The sequence below is a fragment of the Komagataeibacter melomenusus genome, from assembly GCF_013155395.1.
GTDB lineage: Bacteria > Pseudomonadota > Alphaproteobacteria > Acetobacterales > Acetobacteraceae > Komagataeibacter > Komagataeibacter melomenusus.
The window spans coordinates 1-25,298 of the sequence record NZ_JABJWC010000003.1 but is presented as its reverse complement, the minus strand read 5'-3'; the positions used below and the strand labels follow the sequence as shown (position 1 = coordinate 25,298).

The 25,298-nt window shown below is 60.3% G+C and carries 22 protein-coding genes and 1 tRNA gene; 11 read left to right on the top strand and 12 right to left on the bottom strand.

All coding sequences use genetic code 11. The annotated features are described in order from the left end of the window. Positions 1 to 36: 36 nt before the first annotated feature. The 5 genes from hpnD to HNW77_RS01900 all read left to right on the top strand — a co-directional run bounded on the left by hpnD (position 37) and on the right by HNW77_RS01900 (position 7,167). Positions 37 to 918, top strand: a complete 882-nt coding sequence (gene hpnD / locus HNW77_RS01920) for a presqualene diphosphate synthase HpnD (RefSeq protein WP_172154879.1) — start codon at positions 37 to 39, stop codon at positions 916 to 918. A gap of 4 nt (positions 919 to 922) precedes the next feature. Then, complete coding sequence (gene hpnE, locus HNW77_RS01915) at positions 923 to 2,236, top strand: hydroxysqualene dehydroxylase HpnE (RefSeq protein WP_172154878.1); 1,314 nt, start codon at positions 923 to 925, stop codon at positions 2,234 to 2,236. Positions 2,237 to 2,538: 302 nt separating this feature from the next. Further along, positions 2,539 to 3,219, top strand: a complete 681-nt coding sequence (locus HNW77_RS01910) for a phosphorylase family protein (protein WP_172154877.1) — start codon at positions 2,539 to 2,541, stop codon at positions 3,217 to 3,219. 326 nt (positions 3,220 to 3,545) lie between these two features. Next, positions 3,546 to 4,760, top strand: coding sequence for an acetate/propionate family kinase (locus HNW77_RS01905; RefSeq protein WP_172154876.1), 1,215 nt, complete (start codon positions 3,546 to 3,548; stop codon positions 4,758 to 4,760). A gap of 37 nt (positions 4,761 to 4,797) precedes the next feature. Beyond that, a complete protein-coding gene (locus HNW77_RS01900; RefSeq protein WP_172154875.1) occupies positions 4,798 to 7,167 on the top strand; it encodes a phosphoketolase family protein in 2,370 nt (789 codons plus the stop codon). Positions 7,168 to 7,353: 186 nt separating this feature from the next. On the opposite strand, the gene HNW77_RS01895 is transcribed toward HNW77_RS01900, so the two are convergent. The 4 genes from HNW77_RS01895 to HNW77_RS01880 form a co-directional block, all read right to left on the bottom strand. Continuing rightward, positions 7,354 to 8,097: an amino acid ABC transporter ATP-binding protein gene (locus HNW77_RS01895; RefSeq protein WP_172154874.1), complete on the bottom strand. Its 744-nt coding sequence runs from the start codon at positions 8,095 to 8,097 to the stop codon at positions 7,354 to 7,356. Continuing rightward, positions 8,087 to 9,658 (bottom strand): ABC transporter substrate-binding protein/permease, encoded by a 1,572-nt coding sequence (locus HNW77_RS01890; protein WP_172154872.1) that lies wholly within the window; start codon positions 9,656 to 9,658, stop codon positions 8,087 to 8,089. Before HNW77_RS01890 ends, HNW77_RS01895 begins: the two co-directional genes overlap by 11 nt. Positions 9,659 to 9,687: 29 nt before the next feature. After that, entirely contained in the window at positions 9,688 to 10,668 is a 981-nt protein-coding gene (locus tag HNW77_RS01885; RefSeq protein ID WP_172154870.1) for a LysR family transcriptional regulator, read from the bottom strand. 338 nt (positions 10,669 to 11,006) lie between these two features. Then, positions 11,007 to 11,264, bottom strand: coding sequence for a hypothetical protein (locus HNW77_RS01880; protein ID WP_172154868.1), 258 nt, complete (start codon positions 11,262 to 11,264; stop codon positions 11,007 to 11,009). On the opposite strand from HNW77_RS01880, the gene HNW77_RS01875 reads away from it, so the two are divergent. The 3 genes from HNW77_RS01875 (at position 11,263) to HNW77_RS01865 (ending at position 16,256) form a co-directional block, all read left to right on the top strand. Continuing rightward, entirely contained in the window at positions 11,263 to 12,021 is a 759-nt protein-coding gene (locus HNW77_RS01875) for a class II aldolase/adducin family protein (RefSeq protein ID WP_172154866.1), read from the top strand. The genes HNW77_RS01880 and HNW77_RS01875 overlap by 2 nt on opposite strands. A 291-nt stretch (positions 12,022 to 12,312) precedes the next feature. Further along, positions 12,313 to 13,716: a 3' terminal RNA ribose 2'-O-methyltransferase Hen1 gene (locus HNW77_RS01870; protein ID WP_172154864.1), complete on the top strand. Its 1,404-nt coding sequence runs from the start codon at positions 12,313 to 12,315 to the stop codon at positions 13,714 to 13,716. Further along, a complete protein-coding gene (locus HNW77_RS01865) occupies positions 13,713 to 16,256 on the top strand; it encodes a polynucleotide kinase-phosphatase (protein ID WP_172154862.1) in 2,544 nt (847 codons plus the stop codon). Before HNW77_RS01870 ends, HNW77_RS01865 begins: the two co-directional genes overlap by 4 nt. A gap of 25 nt (positions 16,257 to 16,281) precedes the next feature. On the opposite strand, the gene HNW77_RS17955 is transcribed toward HNW77_RS01865, so the two are convergent. Both HNW77_RS17955 and HNW77_RS01860 read right to left on the bottom strand, forming a co-directional pair. Next, on the bottom strand, positions 16,282 to 16,416 hold the full coding sequence (locus tag HNW77_RS17955; RefSeq protein ID WP_275942127.1) for a hypothetical protein: 135 nt from the start codon (positions 16,414 to 16,416) through the stop codon (positions 16,282 to 16,284). Continuing rightward, the gene (locus tag HNW77_RS01860; protein ID WP_172154860.1) at positions 16,413 to 16,598 is read right to left on the bottom strand and encodes a hypothetical protein; all 186 of its coding nucleotides are present in this window, start codon (positions 16,596 to 16,598) and stop codon (positions 16,413 to 16,415) included. Before HNW77_RS01860 ends, HNW77_RS17955 begins: the two co-directional genes overlap by 4 nt. Before the next feature lie 280 nt (positions 16,599 to 16,878). On the opposite strand from HNW77_RS01860, the gene HNW77_RS01855 reads away from it, so the two are divergent. The 3 genes from HNW77_RS01855 to HNW77_RS01845 all read left to right on the top strand — a co-directional run bounded on the left by HNW77_RS01855 (position 16,879) and on the right by HNW77_RS01845 (position 19,487). After that, positions 16,879 to 17,607 carry a PDDEXK-like family protein gene (locus tag HNW77_RS01855; RefSeq protein ID WP_172154858.1) on the top strand — a complete coding sequence of 243 codons (729 nt, stop codon included), beginning with the start codon at positions 16,879 to 16,881 and terminating at the stop codon, positions 17,605 to 17,607. A gap of 12 nt (positions 17,608 to 17,619) precedes the next feature. Further along, positions 17,620 to 18,210, top strand: a complete 591-nt coding sequence (locus HNW77_RS01850) for a hypothetical protein (RefSeq protein ID WP_172154856.1) — start codon at positions 17,620 to 17,622, stop codon at positions 18,208 to 18,210. 356 nt (positions 18,211 to 18,566) lie between these two features. Beyond that, a complete protein-coding gene (locus HNW77_RS01845) occupies positions 18,567 to 19,487 on the top strand; it encodes a hypothetical protein (protein ID WP_172154854.1) in 921 nt (306 codons plus the stop codon). 184 nt (positions 19,488 to 19,671) lie between these two features. Here the strand turns inward: HNW77_RS01845 and HNW77_RS01840 are convergent, their stop codons facing one another. The 6 genes from HNW77_RS01840 to HNW77_RS01815 all read right to left on the bottom strand — a co-directional run bounded on the left by HNW77_RS01840 (position 19,672) and on the right by HNW77_RS01815 (position 25,089). After that, positions 19,672 to 20,268, bottom strand: coding sequence for a hypothetical protein (locus HNW77_RS01840; protein ID WP_172154852.1), 597 nt, complete (start codon positions 20,266 to 20,268; stop codon positions 19,672 to 19,674). 198 nt (positions 20,269 to 20,466) lie between these two features. Beyond that, complete coding sequence (locus HNW77_RS01835) at positions 20,467 to 21,840, bottom strand: DUF6538 domain-containing protein (protein WP_172154850.1); 1,374 nt, start codon at positions 21,838 to 21,840, stop codon at positions 20,467 to 20,469. 89 nt (positions 21,841 to 21,929) lie between these two features. Then, positions 21,930 to 22,017, bottom strand: a tRNA-Leu gene (locus HNW77_RS01830). Between the two features lie 396 nt (positions 22,018 to 22,413). After that, positions 22,414 to 23,940, bottom strand: a complete 1,527-nt coding sequence (locus tag HNW77_RS01825) for an efflux transporter outer membrane subunit (RefSeq protein ID WP_172154848.1) — start codon at positions 23,938 to 23,940, stop codon at positions 22,414 to 22,416. A 15-nt stretch (positions 23,941 to 23,955) separates the two neighbouring features. Then, on the bottom strand, positions 23,956 to 24,867 hold the full coding sequence (locus tag HNW77_RS01820) for an HlyD family efflux transporter periplasmic adaptor subunit (RefSeq protein ID WP_078525441.1): 912 nt from the start codon (positions 24,865 to 24,867) through the stop codon (positions 23,956 to 23,958). Positions 24,868 to 24,894: 27 nt separating this feature from the next. Then, positions 24,895 to 25,089 (bottom strand): DUF1656 domain-containing protein, encoded by a 195-nt coding sequence (locus tag HNW77_RS01815; RefSeq protein WP_010510087.1) that lies wholly within the window; start codon positions 25,087 to 25,089, stop codon positions 24,895 to 24,897. Between the last annotated feature and the right edge of the window lie 209 nt (positions 25,090 to 25,298).

The following is a 25,298-nucleotide window of genomic DNA, read 5'->3' as shown; positions in this document are numbered from 1 at the left end:
AACTGTTAATTCGTAAAGTGAACGGAACACGCGGGAATGGGTTTTTTGCGCGCGCGGCATGATGAGGCGCCTGTACTGGGCTGCGATGCGGCCGACCTTGCCGAGGTCGAGCAGATCGTGGTGCGGTCGGGCACGTCCTTTGGCAAGGGCATGCGTATCCTGCCGCCCGACCGGCGGTATGGCATGTATGCCGTCTATGCCTTCTGCCGTCTTGTCGATGACGTGGCTGATGACGAGGGCGAGGCGGAGGACAAGAGCCGCAGGCTCGAGGAATGGCGCGCCCGCATCGCCCGGCTCTACGGCGGTGAGGCACGCGATGGCATCGATCGCGTGCTCATGGCCACCATCCGCCGCTTCGACCTGCGCCAGCAGGACTTCAATGACGTGATCGACGGCATGGAAATGGATGCGCGCGGTCCCGTCGTTGCCCCCGATGAGGCGACATTCGACCTGTACTGCGACCGCGTGGCCTCCGCCGTGGGGCGGCTTTCGGTGCGGGTGTTTGGCGATTCCTCGCCCGCAGCCGACCAGGTGGCCTATCATCTGGGCCGTGCGTTGCAGATCACCAACATCCTGCGCGACGTGGCCGAGGATGCCCGCCTTGGCCGCCTCTACCTGCCGCGTGACCTGCTTGAGCGTTTCAACATCACGCCCAAGCCATCCGCCGTGGTGCATGCCGCGCGGCTGGAGCAGGTGGGGCGCATCCTTGCGGCCCGCGCGCATGACCATTTCCGCGCCGCCGCCGCCGCCATGGCGCGGTGCGACCGCACGGCCATGCGGCCCGCGCGGCTGATGGGGGCGACCTATGCCGCCATTCTCGGCGCGCAGGAGCGCCAGGGCTGGGGCACGCCAGAAAAGCGCGTGTCGCTCTCACGCCCGCGCAAGGTGCTGATCGCGCTGCGCGCGCTGGCGGGCTGAGACCATGGCGGGGCATGTCCATATCATTGGCGGGGGCCTTGCGGGCCTGTCCGCCGCCGTTGAACTGGCGGGTGGCAGCGAGCAGGTCACGGTGTACGAGGCGGGGCCGGCCTGTGGCGGGCGGGCGCGCTCGTATCATGACCGGCAGCTTGACTGCCGGATTGATAACGGCAACCACCTGCTGCTGTCGGGCAACCCGGCGGTGTATCGCTATCTGGGCCTGATCGGGGCGCAGGATACGCTGGTGGGGCCGCAGCGCCCGGTCTTTCCGTTCATTGACCTGGCCGACCGGCTGCGCTGGACGCTCGACCTCTCGCGCGGGCGGGTGCCGCTATGGGTGCTGTCAAGGCGCAGGCGCGTGCCGGGCATGCGGCTGGCCGAACTGCGTGGCCTGCTGGCGCTGATGGAGGCCACGCCCGACATGGTGGTGGCGGACTGCCTGCCCGCAGGCAGCCTGTCGCGCCGCCTGCTCGAGCCGTTTGCCATATCGGTGCTCAACACCATGCCCGATACCGGCAGTGCCGCCCTGCTGGGCGCGGTGGTGAAGGAAAGCCTGGCCCGTGGCGGGCGCAACTGCCTGCCGCGCTTCCCCGCCATTGGCCTTTCGGAAAGTTTTGTGGACCCCGCCCTTGCCCATCTGGCCGTGCTCAGGGCGCAGGTGCGCACGGGCAGCCGGGTCAGTGCGGTCGAATTCACCCGTGGTGGCCCGGTCACGGCGCTGCTGCTGGGTACCGAACGCATTGAAATCAGCCCCGACGATACGGTCATCATGGCTGTTCCCGCCCCCGTGGCATCCGGCCTGCTGGCGGACCTGCCCGGCTTCAGCGCGCCGGACGCGTTCGAGGCGATCCTCAACGTGCATTTCCTGCTGCCGCAGGCGCCGGTGCTGACTGGCGGGCTGGCGCAGGCGCGCTTTATTGGCGTGGTGGGCGGCATTAGTGAATGGGTGTTCGCCAAGGACCGCATCCTGTCGGTCACGGTCAGCGCCGCCAACCGCTACGCCGGGCGTGACCTTGATGAACTGGCGCCGCTGATCTGGAACGAGGTGCGTGCCGCCATCGATCCCGCGGCCACCGCGCCGCTGCCGGTGGCCCTGCCGCCGCTGCGCATCGTGCGTGAAAAGCGCGCCACCTTTGCCGCAACGCCCGCGCAGGACCGCCTGCGCCCTGGCACGCAGACCATGCTGCCCAACCTGCTGCTGGCAGGGGACTGGACCGCCACGGGCCTGCCCGCCACCATCGAGGGCGCGATCCGCTCGGGGGCTGCGGCGGCGCGCGCGGTGCATGCCCGCAAGGGCGTGCCGGGCCGACCGGGATGAGGCACGCCAGGCGGCCAACCGGCCTGCGCCGCCACGACGGCAACGGCACATAATGGCCATGACGACCGGGGCAGGCACGGCCTTGCGCCTCTGTCGGGCCAGTTGGGCGGAGGTTTCCCTCCCGTCCGCACATGGCGCGGCAAAGAGGGGCGGGCACCGTACGGCACGCTTGGGTTCAGCCGGGTGGCGGGGCGGTGTGCCCGGGGCTCAGGGTCGTGTTGTGTACTGCCGGGGCCTGCGCGTGGCGTGCAGGTGGTCCGCCCCGGCTATGGCTTGTGATAATCGCAGGGAGATCCATCAATATGTCCGGTAGCACAGCAGTCTCTCCGTTTTCCCGGTTGGGCATCGTGGTGGGCATGGAGGCGGAAGCCGCCCTCATTCGCCCCTTCCTGCCCCATGCCCGTATTGGCCTGAGTGGCGCGACCCTGTCGGGCGCGCGGCAGGCGGTGCTTGACCTGCTTGAAGGCGGGGTGGACGCGCTGCTCTCCTTCGGGCTGGCGGCGGGGCTTGACCCGGCGTTGCAGCCCGGTGCCGTGGTCGTGCCGCATAATGTGCTGGTCAATGGCGAGCGCCTGCCTGCCGCCCCGGCGCTGCTGTCATGGCTCGGGGCGGACCGGGCGGATGTGGTGGGCGGCGACCTGCTGCACAGCGATGTGATCGTAACCGCCGCCACCCGCAAGATGGCGCTGTACCGCGAGACGGGATGCGTGGCGCTGGACATGGAAAGCGGCGTGGTGGCGGAAATGGCTGCCGCCCGCAAGGTGCCCTTCGCCGTGCTGCGCGTGGTGTGCGACCCCGCAGACCGCACCCTGCCGCCTGCCGCCGTGGTGGCGCTGCGCCCTGATGGCAGCCTTGCGGTGGGCGCACTGGCCCGCAGCATCGTGTGCAATCCGTTCCAGATTCCGGCCCTGATCCGCGTGGGGCGTGATGCCGGGCTGGCGCGGACAGCAGCCCGGGCGGTTCTGGCGCGGCGCTTTGGCTGACGTGGCCTGTCAGGGAAAAGTTTTTGGTAAAGCTTTTTTCAAAAAGCTTTGAAGTCTGAAGCCTTTTTGAAAAAAGGCGGCACAGGAAAACCTTTCCGGTCTTGGTATCCGGCATCTCTCCCTGATTCTGCTGCGGGTGGGAAAAACTTTTATCCTTCCCCACCATTGGGCCTCCTGCGTGGCGCGCAGGCGCCATGTGGCGCAATAGCTGTTCTCCTGCCTGCTTTGGGTTAGGCTGGGGGTAGCCAATTGATTCGCATCAATGTCACGCCCGGCAGATGGGCGTGACATGCTGCCGGTTCTTGGCACGTAGGAGGGAGAGAGGCATGACACGGGCGGTGCTCGCACTCAACGCAGGTTCATCCAGCCTGAAATTTGCCCTCTTCGCCATCGAAAAAGGCGAGACGGCGGCCTCTCCGAGCCATCGCCTCGCCTCGGGCGAGCTTGAGGGAATCGGCAGCCACCCGCATTTTGTCGCCCATGACGCTGCTGGCCGCGTGCTGGTGGACGAGACATGGGCCCCCACCGCCGATGGCGCAAACCTCGACAGGGCGCACCAGGCTCCCATGGCTACCCTCATGGCATGGGTGGGCCGGCAGCTTGGCAGCGTGGACCTCATGGCCGTGGGGCACCGCGTGGTGCATGGCGGGCCTGACTTCATCGCCCCCGTGCGCATTACGCCCGATGTGCTGGCGCGGCTTGCGGCGCTGACGCCATTTGCGCCCCTGCACCAGCCCGGCAGCCTTGCCCCCATCCGCGCGCTGCTGGCCCAGTATCCCGACCTGCCGCAGGTGGCGTGTTTCGATACCGGCTTCCACCACACCCTGCCTGCCGTGGCGCAGGCGCAGGCCCTGCCGCGTGACTATGCGGCGCGCGGCGTGCGGCGCTACGGGTTTCATGGCCTGTCATATGAATATATCGCCTCCGCCCTGCGCGATCGCGCGCCACATCTGGCCAACGGGCGCACGCTTGTCGCCCATATCGGCAGCGGGGGCAGCCTGTGCGCGCTCAATGCCGGGCGCAGCATCGACACCACCATGGGCTTTTCGGTGCTGGACGGGCTGGTCATGGGCACACGGTGCGGGCATCTCGACCCCGGCGTGATCCTGTACATGCTCAAGGAAGAAGGGCTGGGTGCGGCCGAGATCGAGAATATCCTTTATCACCGCTCCGGCCTGCTGGGCGTGTCCGGCGTTTCGGCCGATATGCGCGACCTGCATGCCAAGGCGGGCGTCAGCGCCGCGGTGACACAGGCGCTCGACCTGTTTGTCTACCGCTTCGCCCAGCAGGCGGGCGGCATGATGGCGGCCCTGCAGGGGCTGGACGGGCTGGTGTTTACCGCAGGCATTGGCGAGCATGACGCCATCATCCGCGCCGCCGTGTGCGCGCGGCTGGGCTGGGCGGGCATCCGCCTTGATGCGGCGGCCAATGCCGCGCACCACGAAATCATCAGTACGCCGGAGAGTGCCGTGGAGGTGCGGGTGATCCCCACCGACGAGGAAACGACAATCCGCCGCCACGTGCTGATATGTCTGGGCTGAGGCCGGGCAGGAACGGACCATTCTGGAAGGAACGGAAATGAGTGAAACCCCCTCCGCAACCCCGCTTTCCACGGCGGATGTCGCGCTGTTCAACAAATGGTGGCACGCAGCCAATTACCTCTCGATTGCCCAGATCTACCTGCTGGCCAATCCGCTGCTGCGCGAGCCGCTCAAGCTCGAGCACACCAAGCCGCGCCTGCTGGGGCACTGGGGCACCACGCCGGGGCTGAACTTCCTGTACCTGCACCTCAACCGCATCATCCGCGAACAGGATCGCAGCATCCTGTTCGTGGCAGGCCCCGGCCACGGGGCGCCGGGTGTGGTGGCCAGCACCTACCTTGAAGGCACGTACACCGAATACTTCCCCGAAGTGACGCAGGATGCGGACGGGCTGGCGAAGCTGGTCAAGCAGTTCTCCTTCCCCGGTGGCATTCCCAGCCATGCGGCCCCCACCACGCCGGGTTCGATCAATGAAGGTGGCGAACTGGGCTATTCGCTCTCGCATGCCTATGGTGCGGCGTTCGACAACCCCGATCTGGTCGTGGCCTGCGTGGTGGGTGATGGCGAGGCCGAGACCGGGCCGATGGCCACGTCATGGCACAGCAACAAGTTCCTCGACCCCAAAACCGATGGCGCGGTGCTGCCGATCCTGCACCTCAATGGCTACAAGATCGCCAACCCCACGGTGCTGGCCCGCATCTCGCCCGATGAACTGACCAGCCTGTTCAGGGGCTACGGCTATGAGCCGATCGTGGTGGAAGGCCACGACCCGGACCTCATGCACCAGAAGATGGCCGTGGCGATGGACACCGCCTTTGCCAGGATCGCGGAGATCCAGAAAGCCGCGCGCGAGAAGAACGACACCACGCGCCCGGCCTGGCCCATGATCATCATGCGCACCCCCAAGGGCTGGACCTGCCCCAAGACGGTGGACGGCCTGCGCACGGAGGGTTACTGGCGCGCCCATCAGGTGCCCATTACCGACATGACCAACCCCGCCCACCTCAAGCTGCTCGATGAATGGCTGCACAGCTATAAGCCTGAAGAACTGTTTGACGAAAACGGCACCCTGATGCCCGAAATCGCGGCCCTTGCCCCCAAGGGCGACCTGCGCATGAGTGCGAACCCGCACGCCAATGGCGGCCTGCTGCGCCGCGACCTGCGCCTGCCGGATGTGACGGACTATGCCGTAACGGTGGAATCACCCGGCCACGCGCTGGGCGAGGGCACGCGCGTGCTGGGCACATGGCTGCGCGACGTGATGAAGGAAAACCTGCCCGCGCGTAACTTCCGCGTGCTGGCCCCTGATGAAAACAACTCCAACCGCCTCAACGCGGTGCTGGATGTAACCAACCGCGCCTGGAACGCCGAGACCTTCGATTATGACGACCATCTGGCCGTTGATGGCCACGTGATGGAAATCCTGAGCGAGCATACCTGCCAGGGCTGGCTGGAAGGCTACCTGCTGACCGGGCGGCACGGCTTCATGTCATGCTATGAGGCGTTCATCCACATTGTGGATTCCATGGTCAACCAGCATGCCAAGTGGATCAAGCAGGCGGATGAGGTTGCATGGCGCGCGCCGATCGCATCGCTGAACTACCTGCTCACCTCGCATGTGTGGCGGCAGGACCATAACGGCTTCAGCCACCAGGACCCCGGCTTCATTGACCATGTGCTCAACAAGAAGGCCAAGACGGTGCGGGTGTTCCTGCCGCCCGATGCCAATACCCTGCTGTGCACGGCCAAAGCCTGCCTTGAAAGCCGCGACCGGGTGAACGTGATCGTGGCGGGCAAGCAGCCCGAGCCGCAATGGCTGGACATGGACTCCGCCATCGCCCACTGCGCCAAGGGCATCGGCATCTGGGAATGGGCCAGCAACGACAAGGGCGGCGAGCCCGATGTGGTCATGGCCTGCGCGGGCGACGTGCCGACCATCGAGACACTGGCGGCCGTGCAGTTGCTCAACAAGCACCTGCCTGACCTCAAGATCCGCGTGATCAACGTGGTGGACCTGCTCACGCTTGAATCGCGCAGCCAGCACCCTGACGGGCTGGAGGATTATGTGTTCGACAGCCTGTTCACCACCGACAGGCCGGTCATCTTCGCCTTTCACGGCTATCCGGCGCTGATCCACAAGCTGATCTACAAGCGCACCAACTGCCGTAACTTCCACGTGCATGGCTACCGCGAGGAAGGGTCCACCACCACGCCGTTCGATATGACGGTGCGCAACAACCTCGACCGCTTCCATCTGGTGCAGAACGTGATCCGCCGCGTGCCGGGCCTTGCGGAAAAGGCGGCCTATGCCAACGAGGCGATCAGCGACAAGCTGGTCGAGCACACGCGCTATGTGGCGCAGTACGGGCAGGACCTGCCCGAAGTCAGGAACTGGCGCTGGTCATAACCACGACAGACCTGTTCAGAGTTATGGGAAAGGGAGCCGCAAGGCTCCTTTTTTCATGGGAGTATGAAAAGCCAATCCTGCAAAAAATCCTTTAATAATAAAAAGTTTTTGGGTGCCGCCTTTTTTCAAAAAGGCGGCGTTCTTGGAAGCTTTTTGAAAAAAGCTTCACCAAAGACTTTTATTCTTTCAGCCAATCATCTGGTTCAGGAAATCCTGTGCCCGCTGGGTCTGCGGGTTGGTGAAAAACTGTTCGGGTGGCGTGATTTCCATGATGCGGCCCTGATCCATGAACACGATGAGATCGGCAACATGGCGTGCAAAGCGCATTTCATGCGTGACGCACAGCATGGTGATGCCCTGGGCCGCAAGGTCGTTCATGATCGTGGCCACGCCGGATACGGCCTCGGGGTCGAGGGCTGCGGTCGGTTCGTCAAACAGCATGATTTCGGGCTGCATGCACAGCGCGCGCGCAATGGCCACGCGCTGCTGCTGCCCGCCGGAAAGCTGGATGGGGTATTTGCGCGCCTGCCCGGCAATATTGACCTGCTGCAAAAAGCGCATGGCCAGTGCTTCCGCCTGCGCGCGCGGCATCCTGCGCACCAGGCGGGGGGCGAGCGTGCAGTTGTCGAGCACGCTCAGATGCGGGAACAGGTTATAGTTCTGGAACACCAGCCCCACGAGGGCGCGCAGCCGGATCAGGTCGGTCCTGGCGGTAATGGCCTGGCCATTGATGTGCAGCGAGCCGCTGTCATGGGGTTCGATGCGGTTGAGGCAGCGGATCAGCGTTGACTTGCCCGAGCCCGATGGCCCGAGCACCACGACCTTCTCGCCGCGCCGCACGTCAAGGTTGATGCGGTCAAGGGCAATGAAATCCTTGTACAGCTTGCTCAGGTTGCGGATGGACAGCACGGCGGCGGGATCAGGAGTCATGCGTGCCCGCCCTGTACTGGTCTGCCCATGCAAAACGGCGTTCCACACGTTTTTGCACCAGCAGGAAGAAGAAGACCATGGCCAGGTAGTAAACCAGTGCCGCAGCATAATACTCGGTAAACTCGAACGTGCGCGCAACCTGAATCTGGGTGACCGCCAGCAATTCCTGCACCGAGATGACAGAGGCGAGCGAGGTGGTCTTGAGCAGGGTGATGAAGGCATTGATGGTGGGCGGCAGTGCGATGCGCAGCGCCTGCGGAAAGATGACATGACGGTAGACCTGCCCGCGCGACAGGCCCAGCGCATTGCCCGCCAGCGCCTGGGCGGGATCTATGGCTGTGAGTGCGGCGCGGTTGATCTCGACCTGATAGGCGGATTCATTGATTGAAAGCGCCAGCCATGTGGCGAGAAAGGGCGTGAACCATGCCTCGCGGAAGAACGGCAGGAACTGGGGCAGGGCGTTCCAGATGAACAGCAGTTGCAGCAGGGTTGGCGCACCACGGAACAGCGCGACATAGAGCTTGATCCCCGTCCTGAGCATGGAGTCCCGTCCGTTCAGCACCAGCGCCAGCGGAATCGAGAGGGCAATGGCGGTCAGATGCGACAGTACGGCGACAGCCAGCGTAATGAATGCCCCCCGCATGAAGGCGGCTGATGTCAGGGCGCCAAAAAACGTGCTCCAGCGAAAGGCTGAAGCCGGTGCGCTGGCCCCCAGCGCCTGCGCGGCATCGGACGTTATGGCCCATTTCTTCTCGATCGCGGCCATCTGCCCGTTCTCGCGCAGGGTCGCAATGGCCTGTTCCAGCAGCGCCCGGTCCTGGGCATTCTTGCGGATATAAAGCGCAAAATGCCGGTATTCGGGGTAAGGGGGCGTAAAGATCACGCCCACCTTGCCGTGCAACTGTTCGCGCCGGTAGGCCAGTTCCACATCCTGGCTGGCCAGCGCGAAGGCGCGCCCGATCAGCACCTGCTGCACCACCTCCTCCTCGGTGGGGTATTGGGCGATGAGCATCGGCGCGTGGCCTGTTGCCACCAGCGCCTCGTTCTCCTGTGCCAGGCGCGCGCTGTAGCTGGTGCCGGCCTGCACGGCCACTTTCCGGCCCGACAGGTCTGCCATGCTGCTTAAGGGGCGGGTGCCCGCGCGCGCCACGATGACCAGCGCCGTATCCTGATAGGCCACGGCATCAAAATTGCGTTCGCGCTGCGGCAGTTCGATGATGCCGCTTGCCACCACCCCGCAGCGCCCTGCGGCAAGGCTGGGGAACAGGCCGGTAAAATCCATGGTCGTGACGGCCAGCGTCACGTGCCAGTAGGCCGCCAGGGCGTGGGCGAGATCCATGTCGATGCCGTCCACCGCCTGCATGTCGGTGCCGTTGACGAAGGTCATGGGGGGCAGGGTGGGGTTGGTGCAGACCGTCAGCGCGCTATCATGGATGAAGCCGGGCAGGGGTGGCTGCGCGTCCGCCCGCGCCATGCCCGCGCCCGCCAGCATGGCGGCAAGGCCTACCACCACGATGCGCATGGCGCGCAGGCACCTCAACCGTGCCATCACAGGGGTCATGCGGGGCTCCTCGCGGGTGGCGGCCAGTTTCAGCAGGCCTCTTCCAGAATGGCACGGAACGTATCGAGCATGAGGCCCGTCTCGGGGTTGGGGCGAGCCAGGAAATAGAAGCTGGTTTCAAGCTGCAGGCCGTCAAGCACGATGCGGCGCAGCAGCCCGTCATGCACCAGCGGCTGGGCAAAGGGCTGGGGCAGGAAACCGATGTAATTGCCTGACAGGATCAGCAGGGCGCGTGAATCGACATTTTCCGCCGCTGCGGCAAAGGTCAGGTGTGGGCGCAGCCTGTCCCACATGGGCGAGGTGGCGGCGCCCGAGACCGTAATCATGCGCTGCCCGGCCAGAATGGCGGGCGTGATCTCGCTTTCAGGCGTGTTGAACAGCGGGTGGCGCCTGCCACAGAACAGGTGCAGTTCCTCATGGAACAGGGCCGTGGCCTGTACATCGGGCGCGTGGCGCGGGTTCAGGGTGATTCCGGCGCAGGCCTGTCCGTTGAGCACGGCAAATTCCACCTCACGCGCGGAGGTGGAGCGGATATCCATGAACACTGCCGGGTGGCGGGTGGTGAAGGTTTCAATGGCGCGCACCAGCACCGTTTCACCATGGATCTGGATATTGTCGGGCACGTACAGGCAAAAGCGCCCCGTCAATGTGCCGCTGGCCTCGTTGATGCGCTGCTGGAAGTGCGCGATATCGGCAAACAGGGCCTCGGTCGCCTCAAGCACCATGCGCCCTTCGGCGGTCAGGGCAAACCCGCTGCGCCCGCGCGTGCACAGCCGCAGGCCAAGCCGGTTTTCAAGCGCTGCGATGTCGATGCTGATGGAGGACTTGCTCTTGCCCAGCGCCACTTCGGCTGCGGCAAAACCGCCATGCTCGGCCACGGTGCGGAACACGCGCAACTGCCGCAGGTCTACCTCGGCAACCTGTCCGTGAAAACCATCCGCCTTGCGGCGCGTGGCGGTGCCGCGCGGGGCAGCGGCCCTGGCCGCCAGGGGGGGAGCGTGCCGGGTCATGCAAAACCGATCCACCAAATAGAGGGCATGAATGCACTGCTTTCCCGTGAGGTGCGTTACTGCGCTGTGGGGCCTGTCTGGTTTGTTGTCGTCATTATCCATAAACCGTAATGATGGGGGAGGAAAGCGTTTCTGCCTGCCATGGAGTGGCAGTCATGATGGAGTATATTTACGCACAAATTCAAATAATAAGAAAATTCAAGGCAGATATTTTTTCAAAATATTTATAACAGCACCAAATTTTTTAAAAAATTACAGGTAAAAAATGTTCATTTTCTACCGTTTCGTATATTTCAAAACATGTTCACAAAAATTTTTTGCAAAAGGGAATCCGGTAATCAACTGGAATCATAAAATTTCTTGCCGAAGCTCTTTTCAGAAAGCTTCGGAGGACGTTCCCCGAAACCTTGCTTTTTCATCAACAGCCTTTTCAGGCCTGGTTTGAAATTCTGCCTGAAGCTTACTTTGAAGATTTCATGTTTACGCGCGCCGGGCAGTCGGTAATCATTGCGTCGTATCGCATGGGTCGGGCTGCGGCATTCCATGCCCCATAAGACGCAGCATGCCTGCCATAGTAAGGAATATCCAGCAATCATGTCTTCCCTTTCGCCCGCGCCCTCCACCGCCCCGACCGAACAGGCCCTGCGTGAGGATCTGGCCGCCGCTTACCGGCTCATGGCGCTTTTTGACATGACCGACCTTGTCTATACCCATCTTTCGGTCAGGTTGCCGGGGCGTGCGCATGCTTATCTGGTCAATCCCTATGGCTTCCTGTTTGAGGAGATTACCGCAAGTTCGCTGGTGGTGGTCGATGCCGATGGCCTGCCCCGGCAGGACACGTCATGGCCGATCAACCCGGCTGGGTTTGTCATCCATTCTGCCATCCACCGCAGCAGGCCCGATGCGGCCTGCGTCATGCACACGCACACGCTCGCGGGCATGGTGGTGGCCGCGCAGGAGCAGAACGTCCTGCCGCTTAACCAGATCAATATGGAATTTTATGAGCGCGTGGGTTTCCATCCCTATGAAGGGATTGCCGCTGATGACAACCTGAGCGAACGCGAGCGCCTTGTGCGCGACCTTGGCACCCGCAATGCGCTGATCCTGCAAAACCATGGATTGCTCACCGTGGGCACCACCGTCGCGCAGGCTTTCTACCGCATGTACTACCTTGAGCAGTCCTGCCGTATCCAGGTTGCCGCGCAGTCCACGGGCGTGCCTTTGCATATCCCCTCCAAGGCGCAGATCCTGCGCGCGCGGGGGCAGTTTGAGGATGACCCCGATGAAGGCCGCCTGATCTGGCAGGCGCTGCGGCGCAAGCTGGACCGCGAACAGCCCGGTTATCGCGACTGAACCGGCAATGGGTAATCATGGGGTGGCGTTTGCCTGAAGCTTTTTTGAAAACAGCGCCACCAGGAACCTTTATGTCCTGCATGATGCCATGCGGTTAAGGCTTCAGGAAAGTTGTGTAGCAAATACTTATAATGGGCATATTTTGTCAGGTATATTGCTGGCAAATACCTGAAACCCTTGTCCTGAAATAAAATGTTGCATTAAGTATGGCCCCATCGTGCCTGTGCGCGGGGGCCGGGGCATCACGCTCCTCCCCTTTTTGCATGCGCGCGCCCGTAACTGGAGTCCGTGATGCTTCTGAGCCTTTCCACCACCCATGTACCCGCAACGGATCTGGGTTTTCTCCTCATGAAGCATCCTGATAACGTGCATCAACTCCAACTCTCGATGGGGCGGGCGTCGCTGTTCTATCCGCAGGCGGATGAAGCGCGCTGCACGGCGGCCATCATGGTCGAGATCGACCCCATCGACCTGGTGCGCGGGCGCGGCCACGCCACGGGCCAGCAGGACAGTTATGTCAATGACCGGCCCTATGCCGCCTCGTCGCTGCTGATGACCGCCATGCGCCGCCTGCTCGGCACCGCCCTGTCGGGCCGCTCGCGCATGCGCCAGGACCTGGCCGATAGCGAGATACCGCTTGAGGTCACCATCACCCCGCTGCCGGTGCGCGGGCCGCCAGACCTTGCCGCCCGCCTGTTCACGCCGCTGGGCTACGAGGTCAGCACCACGCCCATCGTGCTCGACCCCGCCCACCCCGAATGGGGTGACAGCCCCTACGTCACCTTTACGCTCAGGGGCAGGGCGCGGCTGTCCACCCTTTTGCGGCAGCTTTTCCTGCTGGTGCCGGTGCTTGATAACAGCAAGCATTATTACGTGGGCGAGGACGAGGTGGAAAAGCTGCTGCGCGAAGGCGCGGGCTGGCTTGATGTCCACCCCGAGCGCGATCTCATCATCCGCCGTGCCCTCAAGGGGTTCCGCGCGCTTGTCACGCGCGCGCAGGCCGGGCTGGCCGCGCCCGATGCGCCTGCCCCGGCGGATGCCGATGCGCCGGATGCGCCTGAACAGCGGCTCGAGGCGCCCCTGCGCCTGCAGGATGCCCGCATCGCCCATGTAGTCGAGACCTTGCGCCGCCTGCATGTGCAGAGCGTGCTTGATTGCGGCTGTGGCGAGGGCGACCTGCTGCGCGCCCTGCTTGCCGTGCCCGATTTCAGCCGCATCGTGGGCATGGATGTCGCCCCGCATGTGCTGGCCCGCGCGGCGCAGCGGCTGCGGCTTGATGACATGCCCGAGATCAGGCGCAGGCGCATCACCCTCATGCAGGGCGCGCTGACCTATCGCGACAGGCGCATGCAGGGGTTTGACGCCGCCTGCGTGGTTGAAGTGATCGAGCACATGGATGCCGAGCGCCTGCCCGCCTTCGAGCAGGTTCTGTTTGGCCAGGCCCGCCCCGGCATTGTCATCGTGACCACGCCCAACAGGGAATACAATGCCCTGTTCGCCAACCTGCCCGCCCACGCCATGCGCCACCCCGACCACCGTTTTGAATGGGACCGCGCCACCTTCAGCCGCTGGGCGCGCGATGTGGCGCAGGCTTATGGCTACACCGTGGCGTTCGAGGGCATTGGCCCAGTTGACCCCACCCACGGCGCGCCCACGCAGATGGCGCTCTTTACGCAGGCAGGACACGAGTCATGAAGATCGAGATACCGGAATTCGCGCTGGTCCTGCTGGTCGGCGCTTCGGGCACGGGCAAGTCCAGCTTTGCCGCGCGGCATTTCAGGCCCACGGAAGTCATTTCATCGGATGCGATGCGGGGCTGGGTCTGTGATGATGAAAGCGATCAGGCCGCAACGCCCGATGCCTTTGCCATGCTGCATGCGCTGGCCCGCACCCGGCTCAAAAACCGCCGCCTTACGGTCATTGATGCCACCAACGTGCAGCCTGCCGCCCGCAAGAGCCTGGTAGCCCTGGCGCGTGAGGCGCATGCGCTGGTGGTGGCGATCGTGTTCGACCTGCCCGAGGCGGTGGCCGTGGCGCGCAACGCGGCCCGCGCGGGCCGCGACATTGGCGCGGGCGTGGTGAGCCGCCAGATGCGTGATCTCCATCGTGGCCTGCGCGGCATGCGCAGCGAGGGCATACGCTACACCCATGTGCTGCACACGGCGGCGGAGGTCGATGCCGTAACCATCACCCGCACCCGCCTGTGGACCGACCGGCGTGAGGACAAGGGCCCGTTCGATATCATCGGCGACGTGCATGGCTGCGCCGATGAACTGCAGGACCTGCTGCAAAAGCTCGGCTACACCATAACCTGGCAGGATAAAGCCGTGCAGGTCACCCCGCCTGCGAGCCGCCGCGCGGTGTTTGTGGGCGATCTGGTCGATCGTGGCCCCAACACCCCCGATGTGCTGCGCATTGTACGCGCCATGGTCGAGGCAGGCCACGCGCTGGCGGTGGTGGGCAACCATGATGACAAGCTCAAGCGCTACCTGTCGGGCAAGGCGGTCAAGCGCACGCATGGCCTGGCCGAGACCATAGACCAGCTTGAGGCCGAACCGCCTGCCTTCGTGGCCAGCCTGCGCCCCTGGCTCGACAGCCTGATCAGCCATTACGTGCTTGATGAAGGCCGTCTGGTCGTGGCGCATGCAGGCATCAGGGAGGAGATGCAGGGCCGGGCCTCGGGTGCAGTGCGGGCCTTTTGCATGTATGGCGAGACCACGGGCGAGATCGACAGCTTCGGCCTGCCCGTGCGCTATGACTGGGCAGCCGATTACAAGGGGCAGGCCAAGGTGGTGTACGGCCACACCCCGGTCATGGAGGCGCAGTGGCATAACGGCACGCTGTGCATCGATACCGGCTGCTGCTTTGGCGGCAAGCTGACCGCCCTGCGCTACCCCGAGATGGAACTCGTGGCCGTAGAGGCGCGCGAGACCTATGCCGAGCCACTGCGCCCGCTTGGCGGCCCGACCACGCCCGAGGCCCAGCCCCCTGCCACCATGCCCGACGTGGCCGATGTGCTGGGCCGGCAGGCGGTCGAGACCCGCGACCTCGGCACCATCGTCATTGCACCCGACAACGCCGCCGCCGCGCTGGAGGTCATGAGCCGCTTTGCGGTGGATCCGCGCTGGCTCATTCACCTGCCGCCCACCATGTCGCCCCCCGAGACCAGTGCGATGGAGGGCTGGCTGGAACGCCCGGAGGAGGCGCTGGCCTATTACCGCAAGAACGGCGTGGCCTCCGTGATGGTGGAGGAAAAACACATGGGATCGCGCGCGCTGGTGGTGCTCGCGCGCACGCCCGATGTTGCGGGCCGCCGCTTTGGCGTAAGCGACGGCGCGCGTGGCATCGTGCTCACCCGCACCGGCCGCCGCCTGTTTGATGATCCCGCCATCGAGGCCGCCGTGCTGCACCAGATGGATGCCGCCATGACCGCCGCCGGCCTGTGGGATGACCTGGCAACCGACTGGGTGCTGTGGGATGTCGAGGCCATGCCGTGGAACATGAAGGCAGCAGGGCTGGTGCATGCGCAGTTCGCCCCGGTGGGGGCTGCCGCCATTGCCAGCCTGTCCGCCGCGGAACAGGCCCTGGCCGCAGCACGCGCGCGCGGCGTGGCGGTGGGTGACCTGCAGGCCACTACTGCCGTGCGGCTGGAGGATGCCTTCCGCTACCGCGATGCCTATAACCGCTACGTCACCCCGTTCGAGGGGCTGGGCAGTGTCAGGATCGCGCCGTTCCACCTGCTGGCATCGGAGGGGCATGTGCATGCCGACCGTGACCATGCATGGCACATGCAGCAGGCCCACAGGCTGGCCGAGGCGGGCGGCCCACTGGTCATGGCCACGCGCCACCGGCTGGTGGACCTCAATGACCCCGAACAGTGCGCCGCCGCCATTGCGTGGTGGGAGGAACTGACCGAGGCGGGCGGCGAGGGGATGGTGGTCAAGCCGCTGGATTTCCTGGCACGCGGCAGGCGCGGCCTGATCCAGCCCGCCATCAAGTGCCGCGGGCGCGATTACCTGCGCATCATCTATGGTCCCGATTATGACCGGCCCGAACATCTCGTGCGGCTGAAAGGGCGCAATCCGGGCCAGAAACGCTCCATGGCCATTCGCGAATTCGCGCTGGGGCTGGAAGCCCTGCACCGGTTCGTGGCGCATGCGCCCCTGTCGCAGGTGCACCAGTGCGTGTTTGGCGTGCTGGCCATGGAGAGCGAGCCGGTGGATTCGCGCCTGTAAAAGTTCTGGGTGACGTGTTTATCATTCAGTCCGGCACGCCCCTGATCGGTTTCAGCGCCCCGGCAAAAAGCCGGTCATTGCGCCTGATGCCCTCATCAAGCGCAAGGGCGATCTTCTGCCGTGCCAGCGGCTGGAGTACGTCATGCGCCCATGTGCTCATGGCCCTGATGCCCTGGCCAGACAGGCTGGCGCATCAGGGGCCCGCTTGTGCCGCCGCACCTGTTCGCGCGCCAGCCCTGCAATGAACCGGTGTAGCGACGCCAGCACGGTGGAGGCGGTATCAGGCTGGGAGCGGTGCATGCAGACCAGCACATTGAAGCGTCCTTCGGGGCTGGAAAACATCCAGTAAACAGGGTCTTTTCATGTCACGGAGGGAGTTGCTTCTGCCAATGAGCGGAACAGATTACGCAAACCTGTGGCCTGGGGCGGGGCGCTGATATCGGGTGCCCGTTCGCGGTTGCCTGCCGATCCTGTCTTTGAGTGCAATGGCAGGAGCAGGTTTATGCCATTTTCACACGGCAGACATGACCAATAACGGTAAATATTTTTGTTTAAGATAAGAATATAATAAAAATTACTCCTGCATATATTAAATATTTATATAAATTTAGAAGGATATATTATGAATAATATTAATATCGACATAAATAATGATATAATGCTCTGTCGCCGCCTGCCTGCTTTGTTGAATACCATGCGGCCTCTACTCGGCAGGCATGATCTGGTCTCCTTCTGTGTGCCAGATATTATGCCGGAACGTATTGGAGAACTCACCAATATTATTATGCCCTTGCATAATCAGGCATGGGAACGTGGTGATGCGATTAATATATGGGATGTCGCTGGCCTGAAGTATAATGAAGGCCGTAACAGTGCGGTCCTGGGCTGGCTGCTTGATCCGCAGGGCACCCATGGCTGGGGCGCGCGCCTGCTCCGTGATGTGTTGCGGCTGGCCGGGGATCGATATCCACACTGGCCCCGTCTGGATAAAGACCTGAACACTGTATCGGTCGTGACCGAGTGCTGGCCCGCAGGCAGCACAACCGAGCGTGTTGATATTGCTGTTGATGGCGATGATTTCGTGCTTTTCATCGAGATCAAGATACAGGCACGCGAAGGCAGGCAGCAACTGGCCCGTTACGTGAAAGTAGCCGAGGCAAAACGACAGATTACCGGCAGGCGGCACGGGCTGGTTCTCTATCTGAGCACCATTGCACCGGTTGATCCGCCTGAAGAAGTAGCACTCATGACCTGGCGTGATGTAGCAGATATTTTGGCACAATTCCCGAAGGGTGGCTTTAATGGCGCCATCACGCAGCAGTTTGCTCAGCATATCCGGAAATTTCATTAAGGAGAAAAAGAAATGAACAGTCCCGAACTAAACCAGGTTCTTGTTGAGAATATTGCCGACCTTGAGGTGACGGCAACACGCCTTCATATGCTTGGTGATGCACTTGATGGTGTCATTGATGAAAATACCCAGAAATGGATAGATGAAAATAACTGGTCCGGAGAAATTGACGAAGGTAATTGGTGGATCGCGCCGAAAGGAGAAGGGTGGTACAACCCTGAGGATGAAGAATCCGAGGGTGCCTTTTTTGAATGGACGGATTTTGAAGACCAGAGCGAAGATAATTATTACGTCACACAACTCTGCCAGTTAGGGAAGGATAAGGTTGGCATTCGATTTGTGCAGGATCAGATCGGCCGCGGACAATGGAAAAAGATAGTTTCCGAACTGGCGGAACTGGTCAGTGGAACCGGTTTTTTACTTGAAGAAAAAAAGCTGAGCTTCTTCCTGCCCGTTAAAATCGACCAGAAAGTTCTGGCATCGGGCTTGGGTGATGACGATATTGAAGCCGGGATGAAGCAGTATCGTGAAACTCTGGATCTGCTTTTAAAGGCCAAAACGGCTTTTGACAAAGTGATTGCCCGCATCAAGCAGGTTGGCTGATATAAAATTAAGGTTGCATGCGAACCAGCGCGCCTGTTGCGGCCCGCTGGTTCGCAAAGAATCAATCATACAAGACACAAAAAAGCCCAGAAAAAGATGGTGGCCCCAAAACCGTTCTGTTTTACGTAATCTGTGGTGCGAGCTGCGGGACTCGAACCCGCTCTTCTCGGTCGCAACCAACAAAGTAACTCATTGAAATATAATGATAATTTCAGGATAAATCATCCTTCATATGGTGACTGCGGGTTCACTCTGCGGGTAAACCCGTGGGGCAGTTAAGGGGATATGGTCGAGTAGAAAAAAAATCCATATAAGTCGTTCGTGTATATGTCTGTTGATTTTAAGGAAAAAAGATAATGGTTTTTAATCTTGAAAAAGCTATTTGTGTTCCGAGCGTTCGCCACATTATTGAAAAGAGAGATGGCGTTTTAAACCATTTTGGCCCCATTTTTCGTCAGCCATCAGAGATAAAAAAAGATGATTACTTAAAATTTTTAAGTATACAGTATAATTGTCATTGGAGTGGCCTTGAGCGTCTTGGCCGTAAGGTGGCAGAAGATATGGATAATCTTCGTCATGCATTATCCATTTTAGTAGATGAAAGTCAGTTATTATCTCGTAGGTTAGATAAGTGCTTACAGGACTTGCAAGGGGTGGGGCATGCGACCCTTACAGCCATTTTACTAGTTGCTTATCCTGCCCATTATGGGGTGTGGAATAGTACCAGTGAGTGTGAAATGAAAGAGAAAGGGCTGTGGCCTAGCTTTGAACGAGGCACCAGTACTGGACAAAAATATGAGGTCATTAATGAAGTTTTATTGGGGCTAGCCAAACAATATAGCGTTGATACATGGACTTTAGATGCATTGTGGTGGGCAGAAAAAGCAGAGCGCCATGAAAGTGGCCATTATAAAAATGCTTGGGACATAGCTATTTGGTCTATGGCAGACCAAGCAGAGCAAACAACAAAAAATTCTAATGGGCAATTAGTTGAGCGCACTATAAAAAACAAAGATTTGAGATTTGATAAAGAGAATCTCATTAAATACTTGAAAAAACTTTTAGAAGAAAGTCATCATAGATGCGCTATAACGGGTCTTGAATTGCAGCCAAAAGGACCTGATCCACAGTTGATGCCGTCTTTAGACAGAATAGATAGTAACGGTCACTATGAAGCTGATAATTTACAGGTAGTGGCAAGGTTCATAAATTTTTGGAAAAGGGATACTCCAGATGCTGAATTCCGGCGACAGTTAGCTTTAGTTCGAAATGAATGAAATATGTCAAAATTGCTCCATCTATTGGAAATAGAATAGTCTTTTCTAACGGTAAATTGTGGAATTATAGAAAACGGTAGCCAGCCGTGCAAACCAGCGGACACGTTGTGTCTCGATGGTTTGCAAACTGGTCAGGGGGAGAGCAATGATCTTCCCCGTGAAATTCCTTTTTTAAGGTAATGCGCTATTCTGGATATCTGTTCTTTATATGCAAAATAAGGTTACGTATGCTTTCCCATGAAGCCCCGGCAGCAGGATGCCAATGGCACCAACAAAGCACAGATTGTCCGTTTTCTAACATAAACTCTTCGACACTAGGGTTTCGGTTGGGACCTGAATAAGCGTTATCCTGAATAGCTTTTCCTTTCGGAATATTATCCCAGCACGTTAGACCTAAAACAATAACATGCCGAGGAGAGAGCTTTTCCAATAACTCGGGCCACTCAGATTTTGCTAAATTCCAAGCGTGCTTATCAGGTCTCTGTCGGGCGGCGTTTCCTACAGAAACCGGAACGTAATTTGTAAATGCGACTTGATTCCAGCCTGCTTGTCGTTTTTCAACGCTATTACAATCATGATTGGTCAAGGCATTTGTTAGCATTGACATGAATGCGCTGTCGTCAGGAATCGGCTCTAACAGTCCTTCAACCATCCTAATGGGGTGGTCAGGTTGAGGTTCCATCAAAGGGCCATCAACGTATTCTGTATAGGCATAACAACTTTCTCCAAGGAGAAGAATACGGCTTTCACTATAGTTTTTTCCTATCCACGGCGTCCACATAACCAACCTTTCGGAAAGATTTCTAATATTAATTTTGTTTTATACAAACAGAAAATTCCTGTCGAATTGGTATCTTAATACAGAAGCGCTTATTTGTAGTATTTCTTGTTTTTTCCATGCTTTAGGGGGGTAACGGGGGAGGTTTTTCCCCCTTGCCAGATGTTGAATGGGTAGCCATTCAACACTGCTGGCTCCCTTTTAAAACGTTCCCTTTTTGAAGGCTCTTTCGGGGTAGCTTATTGCCTCTATGGTTTGCTTGAGGTTGGCTGTTGAAATGCCAGTCAGATAGGTGGTTGTCCCTTGGCTCTTATGGGTGGCTTCATGGCCAAGAAGTCGGTCTATCCATATTTCTCGAATGTCGGCTTTGGCATTTCTGAGCTGGGTCGAGACTGTGTGCCGGAACGAGTGAAAAATGATTTCTGCTGGCAGGCCAATCCGGGTCTTGAGTAATGAGAAAGCCCGTCCCATTGCTGCGCCCCTGACACCCTGTTTTGAAGTTTCTAGACCGGGAATGAGGTAGGGTTTGTCAGCGACATTCTTAAGGGCCGGAAGACCTGCTTCGATCAACTTTGAATGGATGGGTATAATGCGGATGCCTGCTTCTGTCTTTGGTGACCAGCCATCGTCAGAATGTGGTCTGACCATAAAGCAGGGGATACCATCAATGTTTTGGAGGTCTTCTTTGCGCAAGGCGCAGATTTCACCAAGCCTCATGCCCGAATAGGCTGCAATCAGTGTGACCAGCCGAAAGGTCTCTTCTGGCACGGACGTGCTATGCCATGAGGCAGAGGCCAGCAAAGCGAGTTCCTTTGTTGTCCAGCTTCTGCGTATGGTTTTTTGTCCATTATCGAAATTCCAGCCAGTCCACGGGTTGCGTATGACCTGTTCGCGCTGGTGTGGCTGGTTCCACAGGGCGGAGAGGCGCATCATATGGTTCTTGGCGCTCTTGCCACTCAATATTGGCAGACCTTCCTCTCTGGCCCTCAGTGCCTCTTCTTCAAGGGTAAGGCTGCTTTTACGTTTGCCCAGTGAGGCCGGAAGGGAAAACAGCAGGTCTCGGAATGCTCCAGCCTTTTCGCCCCCTATGATGGATACAGGTGCATCTCCAAACGCTTGTAAAAATGGCTCTACAGCCCGTTGTGTGGCTTTCTTGGTGTCGGCGCTGGCATGGGGGTTATCCAAGACAAAGCGTTTCAGGGCACCGGAGAGCATCAAAGGCTGGGCTTTGGGTGTTTTGGCCTGTTTGCTCTGTCGTTGAGGTTTTGGCATCGGTGCTGACACCGGCACGGACCCCGTTTCCTGAGCAGATGAAGGCATGTTCACGCTCTGCAAATCCCGCAGTGCAATCCGCAGTCCCTCAAGTCTGCTTAAAGCGTCTGGTTCTACCAGTGCAGAATGGACCTGCATGAACAGTTCAGTAGTTCTGGCATGAAGCAAAGAAGCGCGTTTACGGACTTCGTTCTGGTAGCCGGTTTTCAGGGAAATCCAGATTTCCCGCCGGTTTAAGGCTGCTCTCAGGGTAGGGGGAACGATACGGCGGAAGTGGTAAGTGGTGCCTCGGACGCGGAGCATAAAATCTTCCCTCTGTGGGGAAAGACGATGGAGCAAAGACAGCCTTTGCCCCTCATTCAGCCGAAAAATCGTGCCATTTCAGGTGTCTGTGGTGCGAACTGCGGGACTCGAACCCGCACGCCCAGTTACAGGCGCAAGATTTTAAGTCTCGTGCGTCTACCATTCCGCCAAGCTCGCATATGCAACCCTGTTTAGCATATACAGGGCACAGCACAATCATCAGTCCTGATTTTATTAAAGTTAAAGGCTTGGTGCCTTCTTCATGAATCGGGGCCGTCTGAAGCAGTTTATAAAGATCAGCTCATGTAATGTAGTCAGGGGTAGGTGACTGGTCGAAAAGCGTATTGCCCCCCTTCAGGCGCAGTCAGCAGCGCCTGCATGGCTTCCAGAAAATTTCATGTGCATATACTGTCTTCAGGGAAAGCCGGATCGTTAGTTAATCACGGGATGTCTCGATTTTGACATCCCGCGCACCCGTCTGTGCTTCAACTGGTCTTGCGGGAATAAAGCTGGGTTTTTCCATGGGGCACGCCACGACCTGCCGCGCCACTAGGCGGGCAGGCCGTAACCGCATTACTGCTGGAAGGCGCGCGCCAGCATGTTCTGCTTTTCAAGCGATACGGGCAGGGTGGTATTGGTCAGTGCAATGCCCTGCCAACCCGCGCCAAGGGCGGTGTACAGGTTGATCGCATCCTGCAGGCGCTCCAGCCGGGCCATGGCCTCGGCATTCTGGGCGTTCAGCGTGGTGCGTTCGGTCGTCAGCACTTCCAGGAAGCCGACAAGACCGGCCGCATACAGCTTGCGGGCGCGTTCACTGGCCAGGGCGCTGTCTTCCGCAGCCTTGGCCAGCAGTTCGGTGTGTTCCTCATCATCATGCCAGGCGGCCATCGCATCCTCGACTTCCTTGAAGCCGTTCAGCACGGACTGCCTGTAGGCCAGGCGGCTCGCCTCGGCCGCGGCCTGTGCCATGCGGATCTGCGAGGTGTATTTGCCACCATGCATCAGGGGCAGCGAGGCCATCATCAGGAACTGCCAGCTCATGCCGCCCATCTGGAACACCTGATACAGCGCCGATGCATTGGGGTTGAAGTTCAGCGGAATGGTGAAGTTGGGGTAAAGCTGGGCCACCGCCACGCCAATGCGCGCCGTGGCCTCGGCATAGGTGCGCTCGGCCTTGCGGATGTCGGGGCGGTTGGCAATGACCATGGAGGGCAGCGTGGCGGGGAACTCCGGCACCGGCGGCAACGGCTTGGCCACCTTCAGTTCCAGTTCCGACGTGCCCGGCATCTGCCCCATCAGCACGTCGATGGCATGGGTGATCTGGGAGATATGGGTCTTGAGCGGTTCGCGCGCGGCGGTCTGGGAATCCAGTTCCGCTTTGGCCTGCGCGATCTGCATGGTGTTGCCCACGCCTTCAAGATACAGCCGGTTGGTCAGGTCATAGGCATCCTGCGCCACATGGATGTTGTTGTTGGCGATTTCCAGCCGCAACTGCTGGTCGCGCAGCATCATGTAGTCGCCTGCAAGCTCCGACAGCATCATGACCATGACGCCACGACGGTCCTCGATCGATTCCTCGACCGCGCGGTTCTCGGCTTCCACCCCGCGGCGGATGCGGCCGAATACATCGATCTGCCAGCTTGCACTGAAGCCGTAGCCCAGATACGCAGCCTGTGGCTGGTTGGCGGAACCCGCAGCCGACCCGGGGCGCAGCGGCCAGTTATCGATATTGACCGAATAGCGGACATTACCGGCCGAAGCCTGCGTATCGACCTGCGGATACCACTGCGATGCCTGCACATCGCGGATGGCGCGCTCGGCCATGATCCGTTGGCCTGCCACCTGCAGGTTGTAATTGCCCGCAATGGCCTTGTCGATCAGCTTGTCGAGTTCAGGATCCTTGAAGAGGTGCCACCACTCCTTGAGTTCCTTATTGGTGTCCTCGATCTCCTCGGGGGTGGCGGTATGCTCGTCCTCGGTGAACTTGGCGGGCAGTTTCATCCGGTCCGGCTGGTAGCGCGGCCCCACCGTGCAGCCAGCCAGGAAGATGGCCGATGTCAGGAACAGGCCGGTCCTGCGGGTAACTGAAGAGATGTTCATGATCGTGCCCGCGCCTTACAGATGGTCTTGCAGCCATGTCGTCAGGCGGCCGCGTTGCGTGCGGGCCTGCGGGCCGACGCTGATCGTGGCCGTCATGCCGGCGGCGAGTGTCACGCTGTCGGGCACATGGTCAAGGTGGATACGGACCGGGATGCGCTGCGCAAGCCGCACCCATGTGAAGATCGGGCTGACATCCTGCAGGCCAAGCCCGTCGGGGCGGCCGTTCTGGTCATTGATACCGCGCGCGATGCTGACCACGTGGCCGGGAATGATGTCCTTGTAGCCCATGAGCTTGACGCGCGCCTCGTCGCCCACATGCACGCCCCACATCTTGGTTTCCTCGAAGTAGCCGTTGACCCAGTAGGAGTCGGCATCGATCACGGCCAGGCGGGCATGGCCCTCGGTCACGTAATCACCGATCCGCAGGTTGAGGTTGGTGATGTTGCCGTTGACGGGCGAGTACAGGATGGAGCGCTGCAGGTTCAGCTTGGCCAGGTCAAGGGCCGCGCGCGCCGCATCGACCGAGGCGATCTGGGTGGCCACGTTCGAGTTGAACACTTCCTGCTCTTCCGCCGAGACGATACCGCCAAGGCCCATGCGGCGGCGGGCGTCATTCTGCTTGAGCTTCAGGTCCTCGAGCGCGCCATCGAGCCGGGCCTGTGCCTCGCGGATGGCAAGGCGGAAGCGCACGGGGTCAAGCACGAAAAGCGGGTCGCCGCGATGGACGTACTGGTTGTCCACCACCGGCAGTTGCACCACGGTGCCCGATACTTCCGGCGCCACGTCAACGACATAGACACGGACACGCCCGTCACGGGTCCAGGGGGCAATCATGTAGGTGTCCCATAAAGTGATGCCCATGACGACGGCCATCGTCACGACCGCCAGGGTCAGGACCACACGGATCAGGGTGCGCAGGAGAGGCATGGGGATTCTCGAACCTTCTTGGGACAGTCAGATGTACAGGATCATCAGGCACAGGACGCAAGTGTATAGCGCGACCTCGAACAGGGCGAGATGCCAGAACCATTTCATTATGCCGCACCACCACAGCAGCGAGCGCAACAGCATGGTGACAGGCAGGGCAGCGACGGCATAGACGACAATCGGTGCCATGAAGACACCGAAGAGGTTGAATTCGCTCAGCATCAGGCGGTTCTCATTCCGAACGGTCCCGTTGAAGGAGAAGCAGGCAGCGACACCCGGTGACAGACTCCGCGCCGCTGTGCCGCTATCTGTAGCCGACACGGCGGCGGGAAGAAACCGTCAATGGTGCCACAATGCAGGGACACGACCCCGCCATGGGGCGGAAAAAAGGGGGAAAGGGGCAGGGGCATCACCGCATTGCCACCGTGTGG

Coding starts and splice junctions, on each gene's coding strand:
- HNW77_RS01815 (WP_010510087.1), bottom strand. CDS start 25,089: ATGCTGAGCGAATTCAACCTCTTCGGTGTCTTCATGGCACCGATTGTC.
- HNW77_RS01900 (WP_172154875.1), top strand. CDS start 4,798: ATGAGTGAAACCCCCTCCGCAACCCCGCTTTCCACGGCGGATGTCGCG.
- hpnD (WP_172154879.1), top strand. CDS start 37: ATGGGTTTTTTGCGCGCGCGGCATGATGAGGCGCCTGTACTGGGCTGC.
- HNW77_RS01880 (WP_172154868.1), bottom strand. CDS start 11,264: ATGATTGCTGGATATTCCTTACTATGGCAGGCATGCTGCGTCTTATGG.
- HNW77_RS01890 (WP_172154872.1), bottom strand. CDS start 9,658: ATGACCCCTGTGATGGCACGGTTGAGGTGCCTGCGCGCCATGCGCATC.
- HNW77_RS01885 (WP_172154870.1), bottom strand. CDS start 10,668: ATGACCCGGCACGCTCCCCCCCTGGCGGCCAGGGCCGCTGCCCCGCGC.
- HNW77_RS01895 (WP_172154874.1), bottom strand. CDS start 8,097: ATGACTCCTGATCCCGCCGCCGTGCTGTCCATCCGCAACCTGAGCAAG.
- HNW77_RS01870 (WP_172154864.1), top strand. CDS start 12,313: ATGCTTCTGAGCCTTTCCACCACCCATGTACCCGCAACGGATCTGGGT.
- HNW77_RS01855 (WP_172154858.1), top strand. CDS start 16,879: ATGAATAATATTAATATCGACATAAATAATGATATAATGCTCTGTCGC.
- HNW77_RS01835 (WP_172154850.1), bottom strand. CDS start 21,840: ATGCTCCGCGTCCGAGGCACCACTTACCACTTCCGCCGTATCGTTCCC.
- HNW77_RS01905 (WP_172154876.1), top strand. CDS start 3,546: ATGACACGGGCGGTGCTCGCACTCAACGCAGGTTCATCCAGCCTGAAA.
- HNW77_RS01845 (WP_172154854.1), top strand. CDS start 18,567: ATGGTTTTTAATCTTGAAAAAGCTATTTGTGTTCCGAGCGTTCGCCAC.
- HNW77_RS01865 (WP_172154862.1), top strand. CDS start 13,713: ATGAAGATCGAGATACCGGAATTCGCGCTGGTCCTGCTGGTCGGCGCT.
- HNW77_RS01850 (WP_172154856.1), top strand. CDS start 17,620: ATGAACAGTCCCGAACTAAACCAGGTTCTTGTTGAGAATATTGCCGAC.
- HNW77_RS01860 (WP_172154860.1), bottom strand. CDS start 16,598: ATGTTTTCCAGCCCCGAAGGACGCTTCAATGTGCTGGTCTGCATGCAC.
- HNW77_RS01875 (WP_172154866.1), top strand. CDS start 11,263: ATGTCTTCCCTTTCGCCCGCGCCCTCCACCGCCCCGACCGAACAGGCC.
- HNW77_RS01910 (WP_172154877.1), top strand. CDS start 2,539: ATGTCCGGTAGCACAGCAGTCTCTCCGTTTTCCCGGTTGGGCATCGTG.
- HNW77_RS01840 (WP_172154852.1), bottom strand. CDS start 20,268: ATGTGGACGCCGTGGATAGGAAAAAACTATAGTGAAAGCCGTATTCTT.
- HNW77_RS17955 (WP_275942127.1), bottom strand. CDS start 16,416: ATGAGCACATGGGCGCATGACGTACTCCAGCCGCTGGCACGGCAGAAG.
- hpnE (WP_172154878.1), top strand. CDS start 923: ATGGCGGGGCATGTCCATATCATTGGCGGGGGCCTTGCGGGCCTGTCC.
- HNW77_RS01820 (WP_078525441.1), bottom strand. CDS start 24,867: ATGCCTCTCCTGCGCACCCTGATCCGTGTGGTCCTGACCCTGGCGGTC.
- HNW77_RS01825 (WP_172154848.1), bottom strand. CDS start 23,940: ATGAACATCTCTTCAGTTACCCGCAGGACCGGCCTGTTCCTGACATCG.